Genomic DNA, 20,598 nt, shown 5'->3' with positions numbered 1-20,598 from the left:
ATGAAACAATTCTTTCCCATCTTAGTTTTAGTTACAGGTTTATATACGGAGGCTTTAGGACAATGGGGTGTCCAAATTCAGGGAGAAAGACATGTGGTATCAACAATTCCTTCAGTTAGTTCATCAGAAATCGGGAGCGATTTCTTTGGGGTATTTGGGGGGGTGAATTATTTTTTTCGATTAAAAAATTATCGTTTAGAATTTTTACCCGGGGCAGGACTCGCTTACGAATCAGGAAAATTCCCCCTTATTCAGTCCGCCAAATTAAATTTCAAATCAATAGGACCTCAAATTTTCAGTCTCATCAATATATATCCTTTTGATTTTAAAAATGATTGCAATTGTCCCACTTTCAAAAAAGAAGGAAATACTCTAAAAAAAGGTCTTCATCTAATCATCGATCTTGGATTTCGGTATAATATACGCAATTATGCGGATCAAGAGCAAAAAACAGGACAATTTTACACTGGTTTTGGTATTGGAAACGACTTCGGGATTTCAGAAAATCTGACGATCAGTCCTATGATATTGTATAATTTTGGACACCTAGATAAACATTTGGACTCTGAAAGTTATCCGGAATTTTCACACCAAAAAATTTCTTTAGGGGTAAGGTTGTTGTATGATAAAAACAAAGGAAGAAAGAGAAGATACTAAAGAAAGTGTGCAAATATATGCCAGGTCACAAGTCCTGCCGCCACGCTGACATTTAATGAATGCTTTGTTCCTTTTTGAGGAATTTCAATGCATTCGTCACACAAACTCAAGACAGAATCCGACACACCATTCACTTCATTGCCAAAAATTAAAACATACTTCTCATCTTGATTAAAATGCAATTGATGTAGAAATTGGCTTCCATCAGTCTGCTCTACAGCCATTATCCGATAGCCTTCAGACTTTTTTAAGGTAAGGTATTCTTCTGGATGCTCAAAATGTTTCCAGTTAACAGTTTCTGTGGCTCCCAATGCAGTTTTATTGATTTCCGGATGAGGTGGTTTCACCGTATAACCCACCAATAAAACTTCTTCTAAACCAAATGCATCCGCAATCCTGAATAAAGAGCCTACATTATGGCCCGACCTGATGTGATCAGCCATTAAAATTATTGGTACTTTTGGGCTGGTTTTGAATTCCTTGGCGGAAATTCGCTTTAGATCTTTGGTCGCTGTTTTAACAAAATTCATTGGAAAGTCTTAAATCTTTTACAAAGCTAACAAACTATAAATTTTACGGGCTGATATTACTTTTTTGCCTGGCTCATCTCCTTTTTTGGGGTTATGAAGGCAGTGGTAATGACATGATTGAGGTAGTTCCGGTTTTGAAAAAAATGCAACACCCTGAACTATATACTGGTGATTTTCACATCGAATTTAACGAATCGCTGATTCTTCATGAGCGGACCTTCCTAAATAATTTTCTTAATTTAATTGGTGCCGAAAACCCACTTATACTCTTTATAGCCTATTTCCTTTGTTTGTTTGCCTTCATACTTGGCTTATCGCATTTAACTGAAGTGCTTGGTCTAACCAAACATTCAAAATACTTAAGCATCCTGTTGATATTATTTATCGCCCCCTACAGCTCGGTTGGAGGCAATGAATTGTTTTACAACATGGCTGTTGGATCTTGCTTTGCAAAAACATTGGGAATTTGGTGTCTGGTTTTTTACCTTAGAAATAATATCATCTCTTCATTTTTTCTGCTGTCTATAGCCACATACTTTCAGGTACTTGCGGGCTTTCAACTATTTTTAATTATTGGCACACTGACATTTATTGATATTTTTAGTTCAGAAAAAAATGAAACCAAAAATAAATTAGCAGCCATTATTTTATTCTGCCTACTTTGTCTACCCTATTTATTAGCATTAGTATACTCAAGAGTTAAACTACATAATCACGGAAGCGGATTATTTGATTTATTAGAATTTAGAATCGGACACCATTTCCTTATTCAGTACAGTTCAATAATTCACATTTTTATATTTTATTTTCTGTTTTTCTCCGGCTTGTACTTATGGTCAAAAAGCAACCGGTTAATTTTCAAATTTTATTTATTACAAGGTGTCATAATGCTTTTTTATATAGGGGCTACCACGATTTACAAGTCAGAATTTGTGCTCCAGATGCAATGGCTTAAAACTACCATATGGATCGAGTTATTCAGTATTTTGGCACTGGTTGGATTAATTGAAAAGATAACCCATAAATTTTCTTTTACCTGGCTACAATACTGCAATTATCTTTTAGTTATGATGATCTTATGTGTTGCCACAGTAAAACAAATTAAAAGAAATGATCTTTTTAAAGAGGAGCATGACCTTGCAATCTGGGTAAAAAACAATACCAATATAAAAAGTTTATTAGTAGTGCCTCCTGATTTTACCCATTTTAAAACCTGGTCTGAAAGAAGTTCTTGGGTTGACTTTAAAGCAATATCTCATCAAATAGCATATCTTTTCCCTTGGTACGATCGTATCCACACAATATATAAAATAAATCTTGAGACGCGAAAAAGTGGGATAAATTTAATGAATCAGGCAAAATTTAATTATCAAAAAATTGATGAAAAAACCTTAGATTATCTTTTCGATCAGCAAATGGTGAATTACGTGATACTTCCTGTAAATGCATTTTACTCAGAGCAATTTAAAGTGGTCTTTCATTCAAAATCTTATTTGATATTGACAAAAAAATCTGACTATTAAGTTAATTTTATTAAAAGAAATCACGTATAAATCATTTACATCCTTTTAGTGGACAACATGAATTCCAGGGGTATTTCTAATCTATCTCTCCAATCTTTTTCGCTGTGAGATTTACCTTCAAACTTCAGAGATAGATATTGGGCGGAACCTTGAAATACAGAAAACAGAATTTCATCCACCTTCAATTGATAAGGACTATACCATGCATCCAAATTTTCTGTACCATGATCAAAATACAGTTTTGCCCCTTTCAACTTGTCTCTTGATTCTTCGATTACATGGAAATAACCTTCCGGAATGTCCCGATCATTTCTCCGAACACTGATGGGCCAGTGCGTAGACATGCAAATAGCCCCTCCAAAAAAATGAGGATACTCCATCAGGCCATAAAATGAAATCAAACCTCCCATGCTAGCTCCCCCGATGTAACAGTTCAATTTATCGGGCAATGTTCTATAATTACTGTCGATATATGGTTTTAATTCCTGAGTCAAGAATTGAAGATATTTATCCCCTAAGGGTTTTCCTCCATATTCTTTAGTTAGTGCATTACGTTTATTTACTTTAAGGGCATTGTAAAAAAGGTCGGGCATATATTCCAAAAACCTATTTTCATTATTCCAAATTCCAACAACGATAAAATCCTGAATCATCTGGGCAGAAACAAGATCCTCTATAGATTTATGCATCTCTAATGGAGAATGATTGTATGAAACTGCCGGATCAAATAAATTTTGGCCATCCTGCCAATACAATACGGGAAATTTTTTTTCAACAGAGGAATTGTACGATGGGGGCAACCAAATTTCAATATTTCTGCTTGAAACAAAAGTACTGGGGAAGTTACAATAGCGTGTCAACTGCACAGGATGGTCAATATGCAACATGTCCTGTGTAATTGATTTTGATTTGAAACCCAAAAGCATTAACAGCCAGGCTAATGGTTGTCTCCAAAATTTATTAACGCCCAATTACTTTTGGTTTTTAATACAACTCTTAACAAATGCAACAAAGAGTGGGTGTGGATTTTCAACGGTGCTTTTTAATTCAGGATGAAATTGCACCCCTACAAACCATGGATGTTCTTTAAGTTCCATTATTTCTACCAATTTGCGGTCTGGGTGTATTCCAGAAGCGACCATACCATGATCTTCAAATTGCTTTAAGTAAGTTCCATTAAATTCATATCGATGTCTGTGCCTTTCAGAAATCATGGTCTTTTGGTAAGCATTAAAAGCCTTTGAAGGTTTCTTGACGGCGCATTCATAAGCACCTAAACGCATGGTTCCTCCTTTTTCCCTGATTTTCTTTTGTTCAGACATCATATGAATGACCGGATTGGGTGTTTTAGGGTTTACTTCTGTGGAAGATGCCTTTAGTTTGAGTACATTTCTTGCAAATTCAACAACGGCACATTGCATTCCCAAACAAATCCCAAAAAAAGGAAGTTTATTCTCGCGGGCATATTTAATAGCGTTAATCTTACCTTCAATACCCCGTTCACCAAATCCTGGGGCCACTAATAAACCATCAAGACCATTTAGAGACTGATCCACAGACTTTTTATCCTCGAGATGTTCTGAATGCACCGCGACGATTTCTACCTTACATTTATTGGCTGAACCTGAATGTACAAAGGCTTCATATATGGATTTATAAGCATCGGGCAACTCATTGTACTTACCAATGAGTCCGATTTTTACAGAATGAATTGGATTCTTTAGATTTGATAAAAATTCCTTCCATGCTTTTAGCTCAGGTTTTTTCTTAGACTTCAATCCAAGTTTTTTCAACACCCTCACATCCAACTTTTCTTTAAGCATCAGAAGAGGAACGTCATAAATGGTATCGGCATCAAGCGCTTCAATTACATTCGCTTTATCAAGATTGCAAAACAGGGCCAATTTAGAGCGAATTTCATCCGTGATTGGCTTTTCAGTACGGCAAACCAATACATCAGGTTGGATACCTGCTTCCTGGAGTTCTTTGACCGAATGTTGAGTAGGTTTTGTTTTAAGCTCTTTTGCAGCTGCGAGATAAGGGATCAAGGTTAGGTGAACTGTTGCATAATTCTTGGCCCCAAGCTCCATTCTAAGTTGCCTGAGTGCTTCCAAATATGGTAAGGATTCAATATCACCAACAGTTCCTCCAAGTTCTGTGATTATGATATCATAATTAGTCTCTCCAAGTAAGGTAATCCTCCTTTTAATCTCATCCGTAATGTGTGGAATTACCTGAACAGTTTTTCCTAAAAAATCACCTGCTCTTTCTTTATTTATTACGGTTTGATAAATTCTACCTGTAGTAACGTTATTGGCCTGTGAAGTTGAGATATTTAAAAATCGCTCATAGTGTCCCAAATCCAAATCTGTTTCAGCTCCATCATCCGTAACATAACATTCTCCATGTTCATAAGGATTAAGAGTGCCCGGATCAACGTTGATATAAGGGTCAAACTTTTGGATGGTAGTTTTGAAACCATGACCCTGAAGAAGTTTGGCCAATGAGGCGGCAATGATCCCCTTTCCTAAAGAAGAGGTAACTCCTCCCGTAACAAAAATATATTTAGTCATGATTTAATTGTCTGCTACGGGATACAAAGGTAGTGTGAAAAATTTAAATGGATTCAATTATTTGCAGACCTCCCGTCATTATGCAATCACATTTAATGATTCAATGTAAGTTTATGATACTCTGATTTTATAGACGGCTCAATCCAAAAATATAATAAATAGCAAAGCATCCCTAATATTGCACCTATTAAAAAACCTGCCAAAACATCAAATGGAAAATGAACTGCAACATAAACCTGGGCAAAACCAACAATTAACGGCCAAATCAACAGCATCCGCCTTTTAAATTTGTTTTTACCTTCAAAAAACAAATAGAGAAAAGCCCCCAAAGCCATATGATTTGAGGCATGACTTGAGGGAAAACTAAAGCCTCCACTGCACCCAACAGGGGTATTAAACTGGTCACTGAAATAGGCTTCTTTACAAGGACGTTCCCTTCTTACAGTTTTCTTTATCAAACTACTCGTCAATTGATCACTTAAACTGATCAAAACGACGATCATAAGTACAAATTTTACTAAATTGATTTTATAATTAAAAACAACATAGGCCACCAGAAATACATACAAAGGCAACCAGAAATGCTTGTCCCTGCACAATGATATCAAAACATCCAATTCTGATGCTCTCAGGTTCAGTTGAATCCATTCAAATATCTTATGATCTAGCCAAATTAAATAATTAATCATCAATCAAACTATCTTTTTAAAAACACAAATCATCCTGTCTGATTTTTGTTCATGGAAATCTTCAAGAAAATAGTTACCAAATACATATTGAAGTTCCAATCCAAATTTATTGAACATTTTTTTTATATCCATCAGTGAATAAAGTCTTACACGCTCTTCAAAAGTATAATTGGAATCGAGGTCCTGAACCTGTATTCTTTTAATAATTTTTCTTCCAACAATTTCCTTTTGTATATCAAAATTCACAGACCCAATCTGCAATTTCACATTGTGTACTATATTTTGCTCTACACAAAATGAATTAAAGTAATCAAAGATTAGATAGCCATTTTTCTTAACATTTGTGGCCAGACAATAAGCTGCTTTTTCATCTTCCGACACCGTTTCAAAATATCCAAAGCTTGTAAATAGGTTTAAAACAATGTCAAAATAATTAATTCTAAAAATTCTTCGCATATCATGTTGATAAAAACTAAGAAGTTCACTTTCATTTTCTTTAGCCAATAAAATGCAGGCCAATGATAAATCAACTCCTGTAACATCCCAGCCATATTCACTTAAAGACAATGCATGCCTTCCTGAGCCACAAGCAACATCCAAAATTTTAGCATGTTCATCCGGACGCAACAAATCAACGACGTTTTTAACAAAATTAGAAGCTTCCTGATCATCTCTCTGATTGTAGAGCAGATGGTAATAAGATGTATTGAACCACTCTGCAAACCATTCTTTCATTTGTCTCAATTTGGAATTATATCCATGGAATAAGCCGCTAAATTAATACTTTTGTCAGCTAATATTGATTTAAGATGAGTCTTATCATTTCTGTCTCCGGCATAAGGGGAACCATTGGGGGAGTTAAAGGAGAAAATCTCAGTACTGAAGATATCGTAAAGTTCTCCCTGGCTTTTGGAAAATTACTTTTACAAAAAAATCCAAAACCAACAGTAGTCTTAGGTCGGGATGCCCGGATTTCAGGAGAAATGGTCTCAAAATTAGTAGAAGCTAGTCTGCAAAGTCTCGGTGTTGGTATAATTGATGCAGGTCTATCTACCACACCCAGTATTGAGATGGCCGTTTTACACCTCAAAGCAGCTGGAGGAATAATACTTACTGCAAGCCACAATCCTCGGGAATGGAATGCTTTAAAATTATTGAACCATAGGGGGGAATTCATTTCTGCAGAGGAAGGGCTTCAAATCCTTGAACTAAGCAATTTGGAAGGCCTGGTTTATGCAGACATCGACAATCTAGGTCAAAAAACCAGTTACAACAGCAGTATTGAAGATCACATCAGAGCTATTTTAGCCATCCCCTATTTACCCATTGAGAAGATTCAATCAAAAAAATACCATATTGTAGCTGATTGTATCAATTCCACTGGAAGTCTTGCCTTACCTCGTTTGTTTGACAGCCTTGGATGTACTTATGAATTGATAAATTCCAATCCTGACGGAAATTTTAGGCACAATCCTGAACCTCTTGAAGGACATTTATCGGAATTAATGGAAGCCACTAAAAACAAGGCAGATCTGGGTATTGCAGTTGACCCCGATGTTGACAGACTGGCATTGGTAGACCATGAGGGACAGTATTTTGGAGAGGAATATTCTCTAATTTGCTGTGCAGATTTTATGCTCGATGTAAAACCTGGCAACACGGTCTCCAATCTTTCCTCTTCTCGTGCACTCGCAGACCTTACCTTACAAAAAGGAGGAAAACACTATTCGTCTGCTGTTGGAGAAGTTCATGTGGTTAATAAAATGAAGGAAGTGAATGCTGTAATAGGCGGAGAAGGAAATGGAGGAATAATTTTGCCGGATTTACATTTTGGTAGAGATTCACTAATTGGAATTGTCCTTGTTTTGGCAAATATGGCAACAAAAAACAAGACTTTGTCTCAATTGAAATCAGGATATCCTTTATATTATATGCATAAGGATAAAATTAATATTGATCCTACACTTAATTTTGAAGACTTGCTCAAAAATCTTTCAGCTGCTTATAGCGATGTGCAAATCAATTTAGCAGATGGCTTAAAAATTGATTTCAAGGATTCGTGGCTTCACCTTAGAAAATCAAATACAGAACCCATCATACGAATTTACAGTGAAGCCAAATCGGAGCAGGAAGCCAGGATTTTAGTAGAAGATATTAAAATCAAAATTGAGCAATTTAATTAAAACATCTTATGAATCAAAGGATTTACCTGGACAATGCCGCTACCACCCCATTGCTACCTGAAGTCATCGAATGTATAAATCATACTTCAAAAAATATTTTCGGTAACCCTTCTTCCATTTATAGGGAAGGAGCCGCTGCTAAAAGTTTAATAGAAGAAAGCAGAAAAGTCCTGAGCAATTTTTTACACACCTCCCCTTCCCAGGTTTTTTTTACTTCCTGTGGCACTGAATCATCTAATATGATAATTAGTGCGGTGATTAAAAATTTACAGGTTAAAACCATCATAAGTTCACCTATTGAACATCCCTGTGTTTTGCACTCCTGCAAAGAGTATGCACAAATTAGTGGAGTTCAATTAAAATATCTTCATCCGGATGAATATGGCAGGATCAACCTCAATGAACTGGAGTCTATTTTAAAAGAAAGTGATTCGCCAGCTTTGGTAACCTTGATACACACACATAATGAACTTGGCAGTCTAACCCCAATCAAACAAATATCGGAAATCTGTAAAAAATATAGTGCCTATTACCATTCTGACACAGTTCAATCTATTGGAAATATAGAATTAAATGTAACAGAATTGGACATTGATTTTGCAACTGGGTCCGGCCATAAGTTTCATGGACCTAAAGGAATTGGATTTGTATATTTGAAGGAGCCTACTCTGATTAAACCTTTCATTTATGGTGGGAGTCAGGAAAGAAATTTGCGAGCTGGAACAGAAAACATTATTGGCATAGCTGCATTGGCAAAGGCTCTTCAACTTTGCACTGAATCTTGGAAGGAGAAGTTGGCTCATCTATACCATTTAAATACTTACTTTAGATCAGCATTACAACATCATGAATTGTCCGAATCTTTTAACACACCTGAATCTGAATTCAATCCAAAAATTTTGAGTGTCAATTTTCCGGAACAAAAGGGAATTGAATGGTTGCTCATGAATCTTGACATTCATGGAATCGCAGCCTCAGGAGGCTCTGCATGTTCCTCAGGCACTGAGAAATCTTCTCATGTGTTAGAATATATACGCCCCAATGCCAAAGGAAGAACAGTGAGATTTTCCTTTTCCCAATTGAATACAAAAGAAGAACTGGACCTTACTCTTGAAATTTTATTAAAAATCCTCAAACCGCCTACACAAATTTAATCGTCTAATATTTGTTTTTCATCTGAAAACTGTTCATAAAATATTTATTGAGCGACCGAATACCTATTAATTCATAGTTACTTGCTCTTGATGTTTGATAAAATTTAAAACGAGCAAGGTTATTAAGATGAGAATAGAATTAAACATTAAATCGCTGGGGTAAAAAGACTTCTGCCATCATACATCTTGCACTACCACCACCGATCTGTTCAATAGTTGGAATGGAAACCGGCAAAATATCCGTTTTGGATTCCAGGGTACTTAGTTGATTGGCATTCAAAGATTCATAAGCAGATTTAGACATCACCAACAGTGGATTATGGTCTGCTTTTTCAACTTGTAACATATTTCCAGCAAATGATTCCATTTGATTAAATGAAATATCAATAACATCTTTTCCTGTTTTTTCAAACTGTTCTTCTAATCTAATTCTGCTGCCTTGCTCCACAGCCTCCATGCATATAACCACAAAATCCTTACCTAATGCCATCAACACATTCGTATGGTAAATTGGAAATCCCCCGGCATCGTATGCATTAAATAATATGGGTCTATAATCGATTATTAAACAGAGTTTTTGCAAAACCTCCATTGAAGTCCTTACACTTTGACAAGCATAGGCAAGTTTATGTTCATGATCAAAAATAATGCTACCGGTCCCTTCCAAAAACTGATCCTTGCTTTCAAACAACTCGAGGGAAAGACGTTTCTTTACATCGAAATCTCTGATCAACGATTCAATAATGTTTTCACTTCGTTCCTTACGTCTCACCGGTGCGAACATCGGATAAGTAATAAGTGTGCCATCTTCATGCATACTTATCCAATTGTTTGGAAAAACAGCATCCGGTTTAACAACGTCCTCTGAATCTTCAAAAACCAGAACATTGACACCATTTAATCTTAAAGCTGCAACCATTTGGTCAAACTCCTCACAAGCTTTTGACTTGATGTCTTTTTGGTCTTGCTTTTCTTGTTTTTTTTGAAATTTATTACTGGTAGCCGTCTCCTGATTGTACCCAAAATGAGCAGGTCTGACCATGAGTATAGTGTTGCTGATTTGCTTTGCCATTTTTTAAGATTGTTAAGAATTCTGTCTGTTCATGGCTTCAAGTTTTAACTTCACAGCGAGATCCTTGCCCAGAAAATTTTCAATTAATTTATGAATTAAGTATATTAATGGAGTAATAAGTACGGCTACTATAAATTTGTAGATATAGTTGACCGTTCCTATTGCCAATACTTGTTTAATTGACCAACCGGCCCCGAAATAAAATGCTATGAACAAAACAACGTAACTGTCAATAAACTGAGAGATTATTGTTGATCCCGTCGACCTGAGCCAAATGCTATTCTCTCCGGTTTTTTCTTTGATTTTATGAAATACAAAAACATCTATGATCTGACCAAAAATAAAAGCTATCAACGAACCAACGATAATCCATAAGCCCTGACCAAAAATAAGTCGATAAGCTGTATTCAGATTTCCAACTTCAGAGCCTAACCATGGGGTCTTCTCACTAATATGGGAGGTGGGCCAAAAATCAGCTGGTTGCAACCTTACTGCAAAAAAAACAACCAAAAATGCATAAATGATCAGAGCGGACGCCAAGTAGGATAAAAATCTCACCCCTTTTGGTCCAAAATATTCATTAATAATGTCCGTCATTACAAAGACAACTGGCCATAAAAGCACCCCTGCCGTAAGATTAAATGCCAAATTATCGATGCCAAAAAGTGAAAAATCCAATGAACCAAAACCAAGAGATTTTTCTAAAGAAAAGATTTTAACTCCGATAAACTCAGCTATTATTGCATTCGTAATGAACAAACCGGCCAAAACAATAAATAAAATGGTTTGTTTATTCTTGCTTATGCTAAACATATGCTCACTTAAACACATTAAGTAAGATTTGGTTTAATAGTCGTCATGGGGAAAGTTGCAATTAATTTTAAGACCGGTACAATCAGAAAAAATGAGGAGATCATTGTTGGGATTGATCTTGGGACTACCAATAGCTTGATTTCATTCATTAAGGATAGCAAGCCTTTGATAATCAAGGACATCAACCAAAAAGACCTCTTTGTCCCATCCATTATTTACATAAACTCGGAAGGTAAAATTATTGTAGGTAAAGAAGCCAAAAAGCAATTAAGTGTTGATCCAGAATGCACCATTTATTCAGTTAAAAGATTAATGGGCAAGTCGTTAAATGATCTCCAAAATCAAAAAAAACACTTTGGGTACCAACTCAGTGAGGAAAGCTCTGATGAATTGATTAAAGTTAAAATCAAAGATAAGTTTTACACTCCGATCGAATTGTCCTCCATGATTTTGAAACACCTAAAGAATGAAGCGGAACTAAGTATCGGGGCCAAAATTGAAAAGGCTGTTATTACCGTCCCGGCTTACTTCAATGACAACCAAAGGCAAGCTACCAGGGATGCAGGCAGATTGGCAGGACTCGATGTCTTAAGAATTGTCAATGAGCCCACCGCAGCCAGCCTTGCATTTGGAATTGGCCTTGATCGTCAGGATGTTAAAAACATTGCAGTTTATGATTTAGGAGGTGGAACCTTTGATGTTTCCATTCTTAGAATTGAGGATGGAATATTTGACGTATTGGCCACCAGAGGAGATACTTACCTGGGAGGTGATGACTTTGATCACGCCATTATTGACTTTTGGGTGCAAAAATTTAATTTGATCATTCCAGAGGACTTTGCACAAAAAAATAGTCTGAGAATTCTCGCAGAAGAAGCCAAAATAAATCTTAATATAAACAAAATTCATACAACCGAATGGAATGGAATTAAGCTGGACATCAATCAAAGTGAATTTGAAAAATGTACTGCTTCCTTAATACAAAAAACATTGGACTGCTGCACACTTGCAATCAAAGACAGCGGATTAGCATTAACTGACCTAGATGAAGTTTTATTGGTAGGAGGATCAACCAGGATGCAGATTGTAAAATCTGCAGTAAATAATTTTTTTAAAAAAGTGCCCAACGACAGCCTTAATCCTGACGAAGCTGTTTGTCTCGGCGCTTCCATTCAGGCTGATATTCTGAGTGGAAAGAGAAAAGATCTTCTCCTTTTAGATGTAAATCCACTTTCACTGGGCATTGAAACATTAGGAGGGTTAATGGATGTAATCATACCTAGAAACTCGAAACTTCCGATACACCAGGCCAGAAATTATACAACCTCCAAAGATGGTCAAGTCAAATTAAGAATTGCAGTTTATCAAGGAGAAAGAGACTTAGTAGAACACAACCGGCTGCTTGGAGAATTTATACTGGACAAAATTCCTCCAATGGCAACAGGGATACCCAAAATAGAAGTTAGCTTCCATGTGGATGTAGACGGAATTTTAAAAGTGAAAGCAAAAGAATTAAGGTCCGGCCAAGAGCAAGAAATTGAAATTAAATCACAATTTTCATTGAGTCCGCACGAAATGGCCAGAATGCTTTCTGAATCAATCTTACATGCTGCTTCAGATATTGAAAAAAAATCCTTGCTTGATTTGATCAATGAGGCAGAAATTTTGATCTTGCACACTGAAAAATTTTTAAAAAATCACCATTCATGGATCAATCCGAAAACAGATGTTGAAATCAAGAATATTTGTAAAGAACTGAAATCTCAAATCAATTTAAAAGCCAAGGAAAATATTCAGGAATTTATGGAAAAATTAAAAGAGATTACTACACCTCTAGCACACCTTGCGATGGACAATACAATTCAGGAAGCTTTGAAAGGTCAAAAGATATAATTATGATAAAAAAGTTAAATAATCTCTCAGATCTCGGACTTGTATATTCCACTCATGTCTCTAATAATTCTGATAAAGAAGATGATTTAACCGAACAAACCTCTTTCAGCAGTCAAATTGTAAGAGTACAATTGGAGACAAAACACAGAGGCGGAAAAGCAGTTTCAAAAATCATGGGGCTGCAATTAACGGATGACAAATTAGAGGAACTTGCAAAATTTTTGAAACAGAAATGTGGTGTAGGAGGCAGTGTAAAAGATGGAGAAATATTAATTCAAGGGGATCATGTAAAAAAGATTATTGAAATCCTAATTCAAAAGGGTTTCAAAAACACCAAGAGAACCGGAGGATGAACTTATTTTTGAAACAATTCATTTTTCTAATTTCCTTTTCGTTTATCTGTCTTAGCTCCTGTACAAAAAAGGAAATATTTCCACCAAAAGCAGAATCGGGTGCCTTAAATGCCCTTGAGTTTGAAAATATTAAAAGAACTTTTCCCTTTCATTTTATTCCTGCAAATCTGTATTCCCGTGCTTTTAATGAAATGCAACATTTCACCAAGTCGCCAATAAACTACAGAACTGAAAATCAATGGGAAAGTCTTGGTCCAAATAAAATTGCAGGAAGATGTCTAACCATTGTTGTTCATCCGGTTGATACAAACCAAGTATGGGTTGGCACAGCAGGAGCAGGTTTATGGAAATCGACCACCGGAGGTAGAGGCCTTAATGCATGGACTTCTGTCCAGACCGGCTACCCGGTATTGGGTGTAACCAGTATTGCGATTAATCCAAAAAATCCTCAGACAATGTACATTGGTACCGGGGAGATCTACAACTATCAAGGAACCGATGGTGGAAAATATGTAAGAACATTAAGAGGTTCTTGGGGGATAGGCATTTTAAAATCAACCGACGGTGGAATCTCCTGGAGTAAATCTTTGGATTGGGGAATGGAAGAATATCAAGGTGTCTGGCGAATTATTATTGACCCCAAAAGTCCAGACATTGTATATACTGCTACCACCAAAGGTATTTTAAAATCAATTGATCATGGAAGCCATTGGAATTTAATCCTTGATAAAAAAATGGCAGTGGAAATGATTCTCAATCCGCTCGCTCCGGAATCAATAACTGTAGGGGTCGGTGGAATTGATTCTGATGAATTTGGAATATTCACAAGCCAAGATGGCGGCTCACAGTGGTCGAAAATGAATTTGCCGCAATTTGATCACTTAAGAGGTAGGATTATGTTGGCGAATTATCAAAAGAATCCGCTTCGACAGTATGCCTTAATTTCCGACCAGTTTGAAACCGTTCAATGGTTAAGATCCAGAGATGGTTTTAAAAATTACTTCTACAGTTCAGTTCCGGATATTGGAACTTATCAAAGCTGGTATGCACGAGGTTTAAAAATTAAAGACAATGATTCCAGTAAAATCATTGCCGGGGGTGTTGATTTGTTCATCGATAGTTTAGGCAATGGAAATCAATTCAATCGATATACTTTAAATAAGATTAAAGTACATGCAGATTTTCATGACATTGTTTCAAACCCTTTGGATCCATCTAAAATTTATCTGGCAACCGATGGAGGTGTCTACAGGTCGGATGATTTCGGTATTAGTTTTTATTCTTGCAATGATGGATTACTTACAACTCAATTCTATTCTGGGGTAGTAGATCAGAAAACGGAAAAAATTATTTTGGGAGGTTTACAAGACAATAACTGTGGATTAATGGACCAAAACGGAGTCTGGAAATTGGTTTCGGTTGGAGATGGTGCCTATTGCACAATCAATCATTCAGATCCTAATAACATGAATTGTCTGGCCCAAAATCTGAATCTTTATAAGTCTTCAGATTTTGGTAAAACCTGGCTTGAAGTACTTAAACCTGACCCTTCCAGTTGCTTCATTAGTCCTTTAAAAATGAGTCTTACAGATGAAAATCTTATTTATGGCGGAAGCAAACAATTAATTAAGTCTATGGATAATGGAAAGACCTGGATTACACTATCCAGCAATCCTTCACTAGCTCCTATAAATTCTATAGAACTTTCCTCTCGAAATAAATCAATACTGGCATTTTCAACCATGCCGGATCTAAATCAGAGGGTAAGATTATACCTCAGTGTGGATGGGGGGACAACCTCCAAAGAAATTTCAAATTTTCTACCCAACAGAATTATTACTGATATTTCATTCCACCCTCAGAGTGATTCTATTATGCTTGTAAGCATGGGAGGGTTTGAAAATGAACATTTGTTTGTAAGCCAGGATTTTGGAGAAAATTGGGTAGGAATATCCAACGGCTTACCCGATGTGCCATTTCATACCATTGTGTACAATAAACAAAATCCTGATTTCATTTTTGCAGGTTGTGATTTAGGTCTTTTTGCCAGTGGAGATGGGGGAAAAAGTTGGATAAATTTTACTGATTCCGATGTAGATGTTGTTCCGGTTTACGATCTTATTTATTTAAGTACTGAAAATAAAATCTTGGTATTTACTCACGGAAGAGGTGTTTTTAAAATTAATGCGGAATTTCAAATTCCAACTGGATTTAAATCAACTTCAAGCGATCATAATAAAAATATATTCATTTCAACCAAAACTGAACTGCAAAAGCACTTTAGTGATAACGACAATGTAAAATTGTACTCAATTGATGGACAACTAATCTTTAGTTCTATTAATAGGATTTACAATGAGTGGGAACGAATTAGGAATGGGGTATATTACTTAGTGGTTCCCGGAAGAAACTTCAAAGTAATAATTGCAAATCATTAATTAATCTGTGCCCTTAACATTCTTGGTTTTCCTTGCATATCTGAACGAATTTCAATTGACCGGTAGCCAAAAAATTTGAATATTTCTTCAGTCTCCCTTGCTAAAAATTCATTTATTTCACAATAAATTTTACCCATTGGATTTAGATGTGCAAGTCCAAATTCAGCTAATTTTCTATAAAAGATCAGTGGATCACCCCCTTTAGGGAAAAGGGCCATTTCTGGCTCAAAAGCAAGCGTTTGTGGTGACATTAAATGCGATTCCTGCCTTGAGATATAGGGAGGATTGGAGACAATTATATCAAAAGCTTGGGCTCCAAAATCCTTCACTTCTAAGAAATCAATCAAAATAAAATCTATCTCCACATTAAATTTGGATGCATTCAGTTTGGCTACTTTCAATGCATTTGAAGAAATATCTAAACCAGCCACTTTCCAATCAGGATTTCTCTTTTTCAAATAAATGGCTATACATCCTGAACCGCATCCAACATCTAAAACTTTTAAATCTGATTGATTCCTAAATTCCTGATTTACCCAATTAGTCAGTTCTTCTGTCTCCGGACGAGGAATGAGTACAGACGTGTCAACATACAATATCAAACCCATAAAATCAGATTCATTAATTGCATATTGTACAGGAAATTTTAATTTGAGTAAGTTAATTACCTGTTCTAAAGTTGGTAACTTCTCGGCACCAATCGACTTGAAACCAGCATTATATACCTTAAACCAATCCGATTTTAGAATATAATTTTGTATTTCCTCCAAATTGCTATCATTTTGCATAAAAGCTAATTGCTTTTCCAGTATTTGGCATAATTCTTGTTTGCTGAGTAACATATTATAGAAATATATAATGTGTATTTAACTATTTAACTAACTTTAAATCAGCCCCCATGTCATTTCATCGATCAAAATCCAAAAGGCATACTTCGCTCCGCAAAATAGTAATTTACGCATTACTTCTTCTGACAACTACTGCTGAGGCTCAATTCAGATTGGATCCATACTCTATTACTGAAATAAAAGCAGCATTTGATCTTGAGAAAAAATCACTTTTCACTAAAGGGGTAAAACATCAAGAAAATAATGCAAATCATGTTTCCCTTGAAACTGAAATAAATTATTTTGAACAATGGTTGAATTCAAATAACAAGTTAGTACAATCCGAATTGAACTTTCCGGAATTGGGTAAGCAAAAAATTTATTTTACAGCTTATGATTTTTTCGAACCAGGATTTAAGTTTTACCTTTCAGATAATGAATCACAAAAGGAGATCAGCCTGGAAAAAGGGATTCACTTAAAGGGAATAATAAATAATGATCTGCAATCCATAGCTAGTGTAAGCCTTTTTAAAAATAGTATATCAGGGATTGTTCAGGTAAACAGATCCAATTGCTTTTCACTAACTCCGGCCCTTAATGATAAAAACAAAATTATCACCAATCTAACAAAGGTGAATCTTGAAAATGTAAATGAAATAATGGCCTCCTGTAAAACAGATGACATCAGGCACTATATTGAAGACAAAGGATTATTAATTTCCAGAACGAAGGAATCTTGTAAAAGGGTTGCTATCAGTATTCGGGCAGATTATGACTTATTTGTAAAATTTAATAAAAACCCACAAAACGTCAGTAATTATATACTTGGATTATTTAACCAAATAAATACCATTTACCGAAGGGAAGATATTCAAATCAGTATTTCTGAGATCATTATTCATACAACGCCTGATGGATTTCCACACACCACTGCGACAGAAGAATTGGATCACTTAAGGCTGAAATTCAAAACTTATAATGGAAATATTTCTCTTTGCCTTTCAGGGGCTACAAGAAACGGGAAAGCATCATTAGGTGGAATTGCCTATATTAATTCACTTTGTCAGAAAAACTATTCTTATGCTTATGTAAATGTAAATGGAAACTTTGCTGATCTTCCGGTATTTTCCTATGATGTATATTCAGCCGCACACGAAATTGGCCATGTATTAGGATCAAGACATACACACGCATGTGTCTGGGGGCCAAACAAAAATCAACCCATTGACAATTGTGCAAAAGTAGAAGGAAGTTGTTTGGCCGGCCAAAAGCCAACAAAAGGAACACTCATGAGTTATTGCTATCTATCAGGACAACCCGGAATAGACCTTTCACTTGGATTAGGAAAAGAACCGGGTGACCTTATAAGAAGCAAAATTGCAGCTTCTACCTGCCTAAATCAATATGTTCCAAATGCAAAAACATTGGTTACTGCCAATCAACATTTAACTGCTAATTTCGAATGCAATGATGGAAATTTTTCTAACTACTATTATGACAACAATACCATTGATGAAAATGATGACATTTTGATGATGTCCATTCAAACAAATGGAAATAATATTGGATCCATCCTTGATGGAAGTTTAAAAATCACAGAACACACCACTCCAAATTATAACTCTAAAAAGGCAGCTAAAATTACTGCTGCCTATACCAACAAACAAATCGAATATTTCGCAATGAATAAGTATTGGGAGATAAGCTCTAGCAAATTTCTCACTAAAGCCGTAAAAATTAAAATCTATGTTCATAATAAAGATTTGGAAGATCTTCAGGGCTCACTCAACGGTTTTACGAAGGAACAGTTAAAACTATTTACCATTAAATCACCCGGCAATCCAAATCCTGAATCAAATCATGCCCTTACAACTTCAAACGAATACAAGCAATATGAGCATTCCGCATCTTTAAGTGCCAATTCATTTGTGCTAAACACTATTTCACCGAGTGAGCATACTATCGAATTCGAAACTTCAGAATTGAATTCCATAGGTTTAGGGGGTCAAAAAGCAACCACTTTAACTCAATCTGAAACAAAATTTAGCAGCCTTAAAATCCGAAAGATTGGTTCAACTCAAAACATAAGTTGGAGTACTGATTTAGAAAAAAATTCAAAACACTTTATAATATTGAAAAGTTTGAATGGCATACAATTCGATTCTATTGGAAGGACAATAGCAAGCCTTCAATCCACTACAAGTAAAAACTATTCATTTACTGATTCCAAAAGTGCCACAACAGAAGTTTATTACAAGTTGGTAAGCGTTCACACTGATGACTTCAAATCTGAATCACCAATAGCATCGCTTTCCAGTTCATATTTTGCAACCAATAAAATGAGTCTCTACCCCAATCCTCTGGGCGCCACTGATCTTAATGTGGAATTCAATATCAATAATCCAAATATAAAGTCAGTCAATTTCAGAATTCTTGATCCTGCTTTTAACCAAATAGATAACCTAACTATACCTGTTATCCAAGGAAAAAATATAATTCAGCTCCCATCTGCAAAAATGAATAATGGGTTCTATTATATACAAATGACCCATACTGCAGAAACGGTTACCCAGAAAATTGTGGTTAAAAAAAGTTAAATGAACAATAAAACTATTAACATAAATTTCCAACAGATTGCAAAAGGATCACAGCTAAATGATGAAGATTTACTCTTGTTAGAATCTGCACTCTTGGCTACTGAGACCTCCTATGCCCCCTACTCCAACTTTTTCGTTGGTGCAGCCATCCGGTTAGAAAATTTAACGGAAATTATAGTTGGATCAAACCAGGAAAATGCTTCTTATCCATGCGGTATTTGCGCCGAAAGAACTGCAATTCATCAAGCTAACATAAGATATCCGAATTATATAATTTCTACAATGGCCGTAGTCGTGAAAAATGAAACAAAACATGTGCCATCCCCTTGCGGATTTTGCAGACAGGTAATGTCAGAGCAAGAAATCCGGAATAAAAATCCAATAAAATTGATTTTAGGTCACCCTAATAGAGAATGCTATGTTTTCCAAAGCTGCTCCGCACTTTTGCCTTTTGCCTTTCAACCTGAGCATTTAAATTCAATATTATAATCTGTCAATTGCAAGTCTTGCTTCGGCCTTTTTTAGATCTTCTTCTGTATCAATTCCAAATCCATTAGTTTCAATGACTCCCATTCTAATATGAAATCCAGTCTCCAACCATCTGAGCTGCTCCAACATTTCAATTTTTTCTAAAGTCCCTGTGGGCAATCCACTTATTTCTAATAAAGTTTCTACTTGAAAACCATACAGTCCAATATGTTTATAATATTGAAAAAATTTAAGACGTTCTACTTCATTTATCTCCCTTGCAAAAGGTATTGCTGACCTGCTAAAATACAGGGCATTCATTGAATTACCAACAACTACTTTCACAACATTTGGATTATCCAGCTCAAAATAATCTTTTACGGGAGTCATCAAACTGGCGATTTTCACTTTTGAATCATCCAACAAATGACAAAGTTGATCCAACGTATTGATTTCTATAAAAGGTTCGTCTCCTTGCACGTTCACAATATGAGTAAACCCACTTATTAACCGTGCAACTTCAGCGCACCGATCTGTACCTGAAGGTAAATTATCTGACGTCATGATTGCGTGACCACCAAAAGCTGCAACATGTTCAAAGACTAATTCATGATCAACCGCCACGATAATCTGATCAAAAAATCTGCATTTTGAAACTTGCTCATACACTCTTTGGATTAAGGTTTTACCCTCGATAATTCTCATGACCTTCCCAGGCAATCTAGTCGAGTGGTATCGGGCAGGTATAATGGCCAATATTTTCATTAAACTATTATTAATCAATTGCATTCATATTACAAATAAATGTAATATTTTTGTAAAAATATG

The 20,598-nt window shown here is 35.7% G+C and carries 18 protein-coding genes; 9 read left to right on the top strand and 9 right to left on the bottom strand.

What is annotated here, in order from left to right:
• On the top strand, nt 1-657 hold the full coding sequence (locus IPJ53_09545) for a hypothetical protein (protein MBK7799346.1): 657 nt from the start codon (nt 1-3) through the stop codon (nt 655-657).
• Here IPJ53_09545 and IPJ53_09540 read toward each other — a convergent pair.
• Nucleotides 654-1,187 carry an RNA methyltransferase gene (locus IPJ53_09540; protein ID MBK7799345.1) on the bottom strand — a complete coding sequence of 178 codons (534 nt, stop codon included), beginning with the start codon at nt 1,185-1,187 and terminating at the stop codon, nt 654-656. The two genes, IPJ53_09545 and IPJ53_09540, sit on opposite strands and share 4 nt — an antisense overlap.
• Here IPJ53_09540 and IPJ53_09535 point away from each other — a divergent pair.
• Nucleotides 1,187-2,710, top strand: a complete 1,524-nt coding sequence (locus IPJ53_09535; protein MBK7799344.1) for a hypothetical protein — start codon at nt 1,187-1,189, stop codon at nt 2,708-2,710. The two genes, IPJ53_09540 and IPJ53_09535, sit on opposite strands and share 1 nt — an antisense overlap.
• Nucleotides 2,711-2,745: 35 nt before the next feature.
• Here IPJ53_09535 and IPJ53_09530 read toward each other — a convergent pair whose 3' ends face one another.
• The 4 genes from IPJ53_09530 to IPJ53_09515 all read right to left on the bottom strand — a co-directional run bounded on the left by IPJ53_09530 (nt 2,746) and on the right by IPJ53_09515 (nt 6,707).
• Nucleotides 2,746-3,597: an esterase gene (locus IPJ53_09530; protein MBK7799343.1), complete on the bottom strand. Its 852-nt coding sequence runs from the start codon at nt 3,595-3,597 to the stop codon at nt 2,746-2,748.
• Between the two features lie 84 nt (nt 3,598-3,681).
• Complete coding sequence (locus tag IPJ53_09525) at nt 3,682-5,283, bottom strand: CTP synthase (protein ID MBK7799342.1); 1,602 nt, start codon at nt 5,281-5,283, stop codon at nt 3,682-3,684.
• 92 nt (nt 5,284-5,375) lie between these two features.
• A complete protein-coding gene (locus IPJ53_09520; protein MBK7799341.1) occupies nt 5,376-5,972 on the bottom strand; it encodes a phosphatase PAP2 family protein in 597 nt (198 codons plus the stop codon).
• A 3-nt stretch (nt 5,973-5,975) separates the two neighbouring features.
• Entirely contained in the window at nt 5,976-6,707 is a 732-nt protein-coding gene (locus IPJ53_09515) for a methyltransferase domain-containing protein (GenBank protein MBK7799340.1), read from the bottom strand.
• A gap of 74 nt (nt 6,708-6,781) precedes the next feature.
• On the opposite strand from IPJ53_09515, the gene glmM reads away from it, so the two are divergent.
• Nucleotides 6,782-8,155, top strand: coding sequence for a phosphoglucosamine mutase (gene glmM, locus IPJ53_09510; protein MBK7799339.1), 1,374 nt, complete (start codon nt 6,782-6,784; stop codon nt 8,153-8,155).
• Nucleotides 8,156-8,163: 8 nt separating this feature from the next.
• Nucleotides 8,164-9,309 (top strand): cysteine desulfurase, encoded by a 1,146-nt coding sequence (locus IPJ53_09505; GenBank protein MBK7799338.1) that lies wholly within the window; start codon nt 8,164-8,166, stop codon nt 9,307-9,309.
• Nucleotides 9,310-9,448: 139 nt separating this feature from the next.
• Here the strand turns inward: IPJ53_09505 and IPJ53_09500 are convergent, their stop codons facing one another.
• Together IPJ53_09500 and IPJ53_09495 are read right to left on the bottom strand one after the other, a co-directional pair.
• The gene (locus IPJ53_09500) at nt 9,449-10,381 is read right to left on the bottom strand and encodes an amidinotransferase (protein ID MBK7799337.1); all 933 of its coding nucleotides are present in this window, start codon (nt 10,379-10,381) and stop codon (nt 9,449-9,451) included.
• A gap of 12 nt (nt 10,382-10,393) precedes the next feature.
• A complete protein-coding gene (locus tag IPJ53_09495) occupies nt 10,394-11,194 on the bottom strand; it encodes a queuosine precursor transporter (protein ID MBK7799336.1) in 801 nt (266 codons plus the stop codon).
• A 45-nt stretch (nt 11,195-11,239) separates the two neighbouring features.
• On the opposite strand from IPJ53_09495, the gene hscA reads away from it, so the two are divergent.
• From hscA to IPJ53_09480, 3 genes are read left to right on the top strand one after another with little or no spacing between them, the layout of a single operon-like run.
• On the top strand, nt 11,240-13,087 hold the full coding sequence (hscA, locus tag IPJ53_09490) for a Fe-S protein assembly chaperone HscA (protein ID MBK7799335.1): 1,848 nt from the start codon (nt 11,240-11,242) through the stop codon (nt 13,085-13,087).
• A gap of 2 nt (nt 13,088-13,089) precedes the next feature.
• Nucleotides 13,090-13,440, top strand: a complete 351-nt coding sequence (locus tag IPJ53_09485) for a translation initiation factor (GenBank protein MBK7799334.1) — start codon at nt 13,090-13,092, stop codon at nt 13,438-13,440.
• Nucleotides 13,437-15,878 carry a hypothetical protein gene (locus IPJ53_09480; GenBank protein ID MBK7799333.1) on the top strand — a complete coding sequence of 814 codons (2,442 nt, stop codon included), beginning with the start codon at nt 13,437-13,439 and terminating at the stop codon, nt 15,876-15,878. Before IPJ53_09485 ends, IPJ53_09480 begins: the two co-directional genes overlap by 4 nt.
• Here IPJ53_09480 and prmC read toward each other — a convergent pair.
• Nucleotides 15,875-16,666 carry a peptide chain release factor N(5)-glutamine methyltransferase gene (gene prmC / locus IPJ53_09475; GenBank protein ID MBK7799332.1) on the bottom strand — a complete coding sequence of 264 codons (792 nt, stop codon included), beginning with the start codon at nt 16,664-16,666 and terminating at the stop codon, nt 15,875-15,877. The genes IPJ53_09480 and prmC overlap by 4 nt on opposite strands.
• Nucleotides 16,667-16,776: 110 nt before the next feature.
• On the opposite strand from prmC, the gene IPJ53_09470 reads away from it, so the two are divergent.
• Together IPJ53_09470 and IPJ53_09465 are read left to right on the top strand one after the other, a co-directional pair.
• Nucleotides 16,777-19,302: a hypothetical protein gene (locus tag IPJ53_09470; GenBank protein MBK7799331.1), complete on the top strand. Its 2,526-nt coding sequence runs from the start codon at nt 16,777-16,779 to the stop codon at nt 19,300-19,302.
• The gene (locus tag IPJ53_09465; protein ID MBK7799330.1) at nt 19,303-19,791 is read left to right on the top strand and encodes a cytidine deaminase; all 489 of its coding nucleotides are present in this window, start codon (nt 19,303-19,305) and stop codon (nt 19,789-19,791) included. It abuts the gene before it with no gap.
• On the opposite strand, the gene kdsB is transcribed toward IPJ53_09465, so the two are convergent.
• Nucleotides 19,786-20,535, bottom strand: coding sequence for a 3-deoxy-manno-octulosonate cytidylyltransferase (gene kdsB / locus IPJ53_09460; GenBank protein MBK7799329.1), 750 nt, complete (start codon nt 20,533-20,535; stop codon nt 19,786-19,788). The genes IPJ53_09465 and kdsB overlap by 6 nt on opposite strands.
• Nucleotides 20,536-20,598 lie beyond the last annotated feature (63 nt).

Source organism: Candidatus Vicinibacter affinis (assembly GCA_016714365.1).
GTDB lineage: Bacteria > Bacteroidota > Bacteroidia > Chitinophagales > Saprospiraceae > Vicinibacter > Vicinibacter affinis.
This window is presented reverse-complemented; position numbering and strand designations above follow the sequence as displayed.

Bases quoted from the DNA above. Each gene is read 5' to 3' on its own strand.
- IPJ53_09515 (MBK7799340.1), bottom strand. From the start codon at position 6,707: ATGAAAGAATGGTTTGCAGAGTGGTTCAATACATCTTATTACCATCTG.
- hscA (MBK7799335.1), top strand. From the start codon at position 11,240: ATGGGGAAAGTTGCAATTAATTTTAAGACCGGTACAATCAGAAAAAAT.
- IPJ53_09480 (MBK7799333.1), top strand. From the start codon at position 13,437: ATGAACTTATTTTTGAAACAATTCATTTTTCTAATTTCCTTTTCGTTT.
- IPJ53_09485 (MBK7799334.1), top strand. From the start codon at position 13,090: ATGATAAAAAAGTTAAATAATCTCTCAGATCTCGGACTTGTATATTCC.
- IPJ53_09495 (MBK7799336.1), bottom strand. From the start codon at position 11,194: ATGTTTAGCATAAGCAAGAATAAACAAACCATTTTATTTATTGTTTTG.
- IPJ53_09500 (MBK7799337.1), bottom strand. From the start codon at position 10,381: ATGGCAAAGCAAATCAGCAACACTATACTCATGGTCAGACCTGCTCAT.
- IPJ53_09470 (MBK7799331.1), top strand. From the start codon at position 16,777: ATGTCATTTCATCGATCAAAATCCAAAAGGCATACTTCGCTCCGCAAA.
- IPJ53_09520 (MBK7799341.1), bottom strand. From the start codon at position 5,972: ATGATTAATTATTTAATTTGGCTAGATCATAAGATATTTGAATGGATT.
- IPJ53_09530 (MBK7799343.1), bottom strand. From the start codon at position 3,597: ATGTTGCATATTGACCATCCTGTGCAGTTGACACGCTATTGTAACTTC.
- IPJ53_09465 (MBK7799330.1), top strand. From the start codon at position 19,303: ATGAACAATAAAACTATTAACATAAATTTCCAACAGATTGCAAAAGGA.
- IPJ53_09505 (MBK7799338.1), top strand. From the start codon at position 8,164: ATGAATCAAAGGATTTACCTGGACAATGCCGCTACCACCCCATTGCTA.
- IPJ53_09525 (MBK7799342.1), bottom strand. From the start codon at position 5,283: ATGACTAAATATATTTTTGTTACGGGAGGAGTTACCTCTTCTTTAGGA.
- prmC (MBK7799332.1), bottom strand. From the start codon at position 16,666: ATGCAAAATGATAGCAATTTGGAGGAAATACAAAATTATATTCTAAAA.
- IPJ53_09540 (MBK7799345.1), bottom strand. From the start codon at position 1,187: ATGAATTTTGTTAAAACAGCGACCAAAGATCTAAAGCGAATTTCCGCC.
- glmM (MBK7799339.1), top strand. From the start codon at position 6,782: ATGAGTCTTATCATTTCTGTCTCCGGCATAAGGGGAACCATTGGGGGA.
- IPJ53_09545 (MBK7799346.1), top strand. From the start codon at position 1: ATGAAACAATTCTTTCCCATCTTAGTTTTAGTTACAGGTTTATATACG.
- kdsB (MBK7799329.1), bottom strand. From the start codon at position 20,535: ATGAAAATATTGGCCATTATACCTGCCCGATACCACTCGACTAGATTG.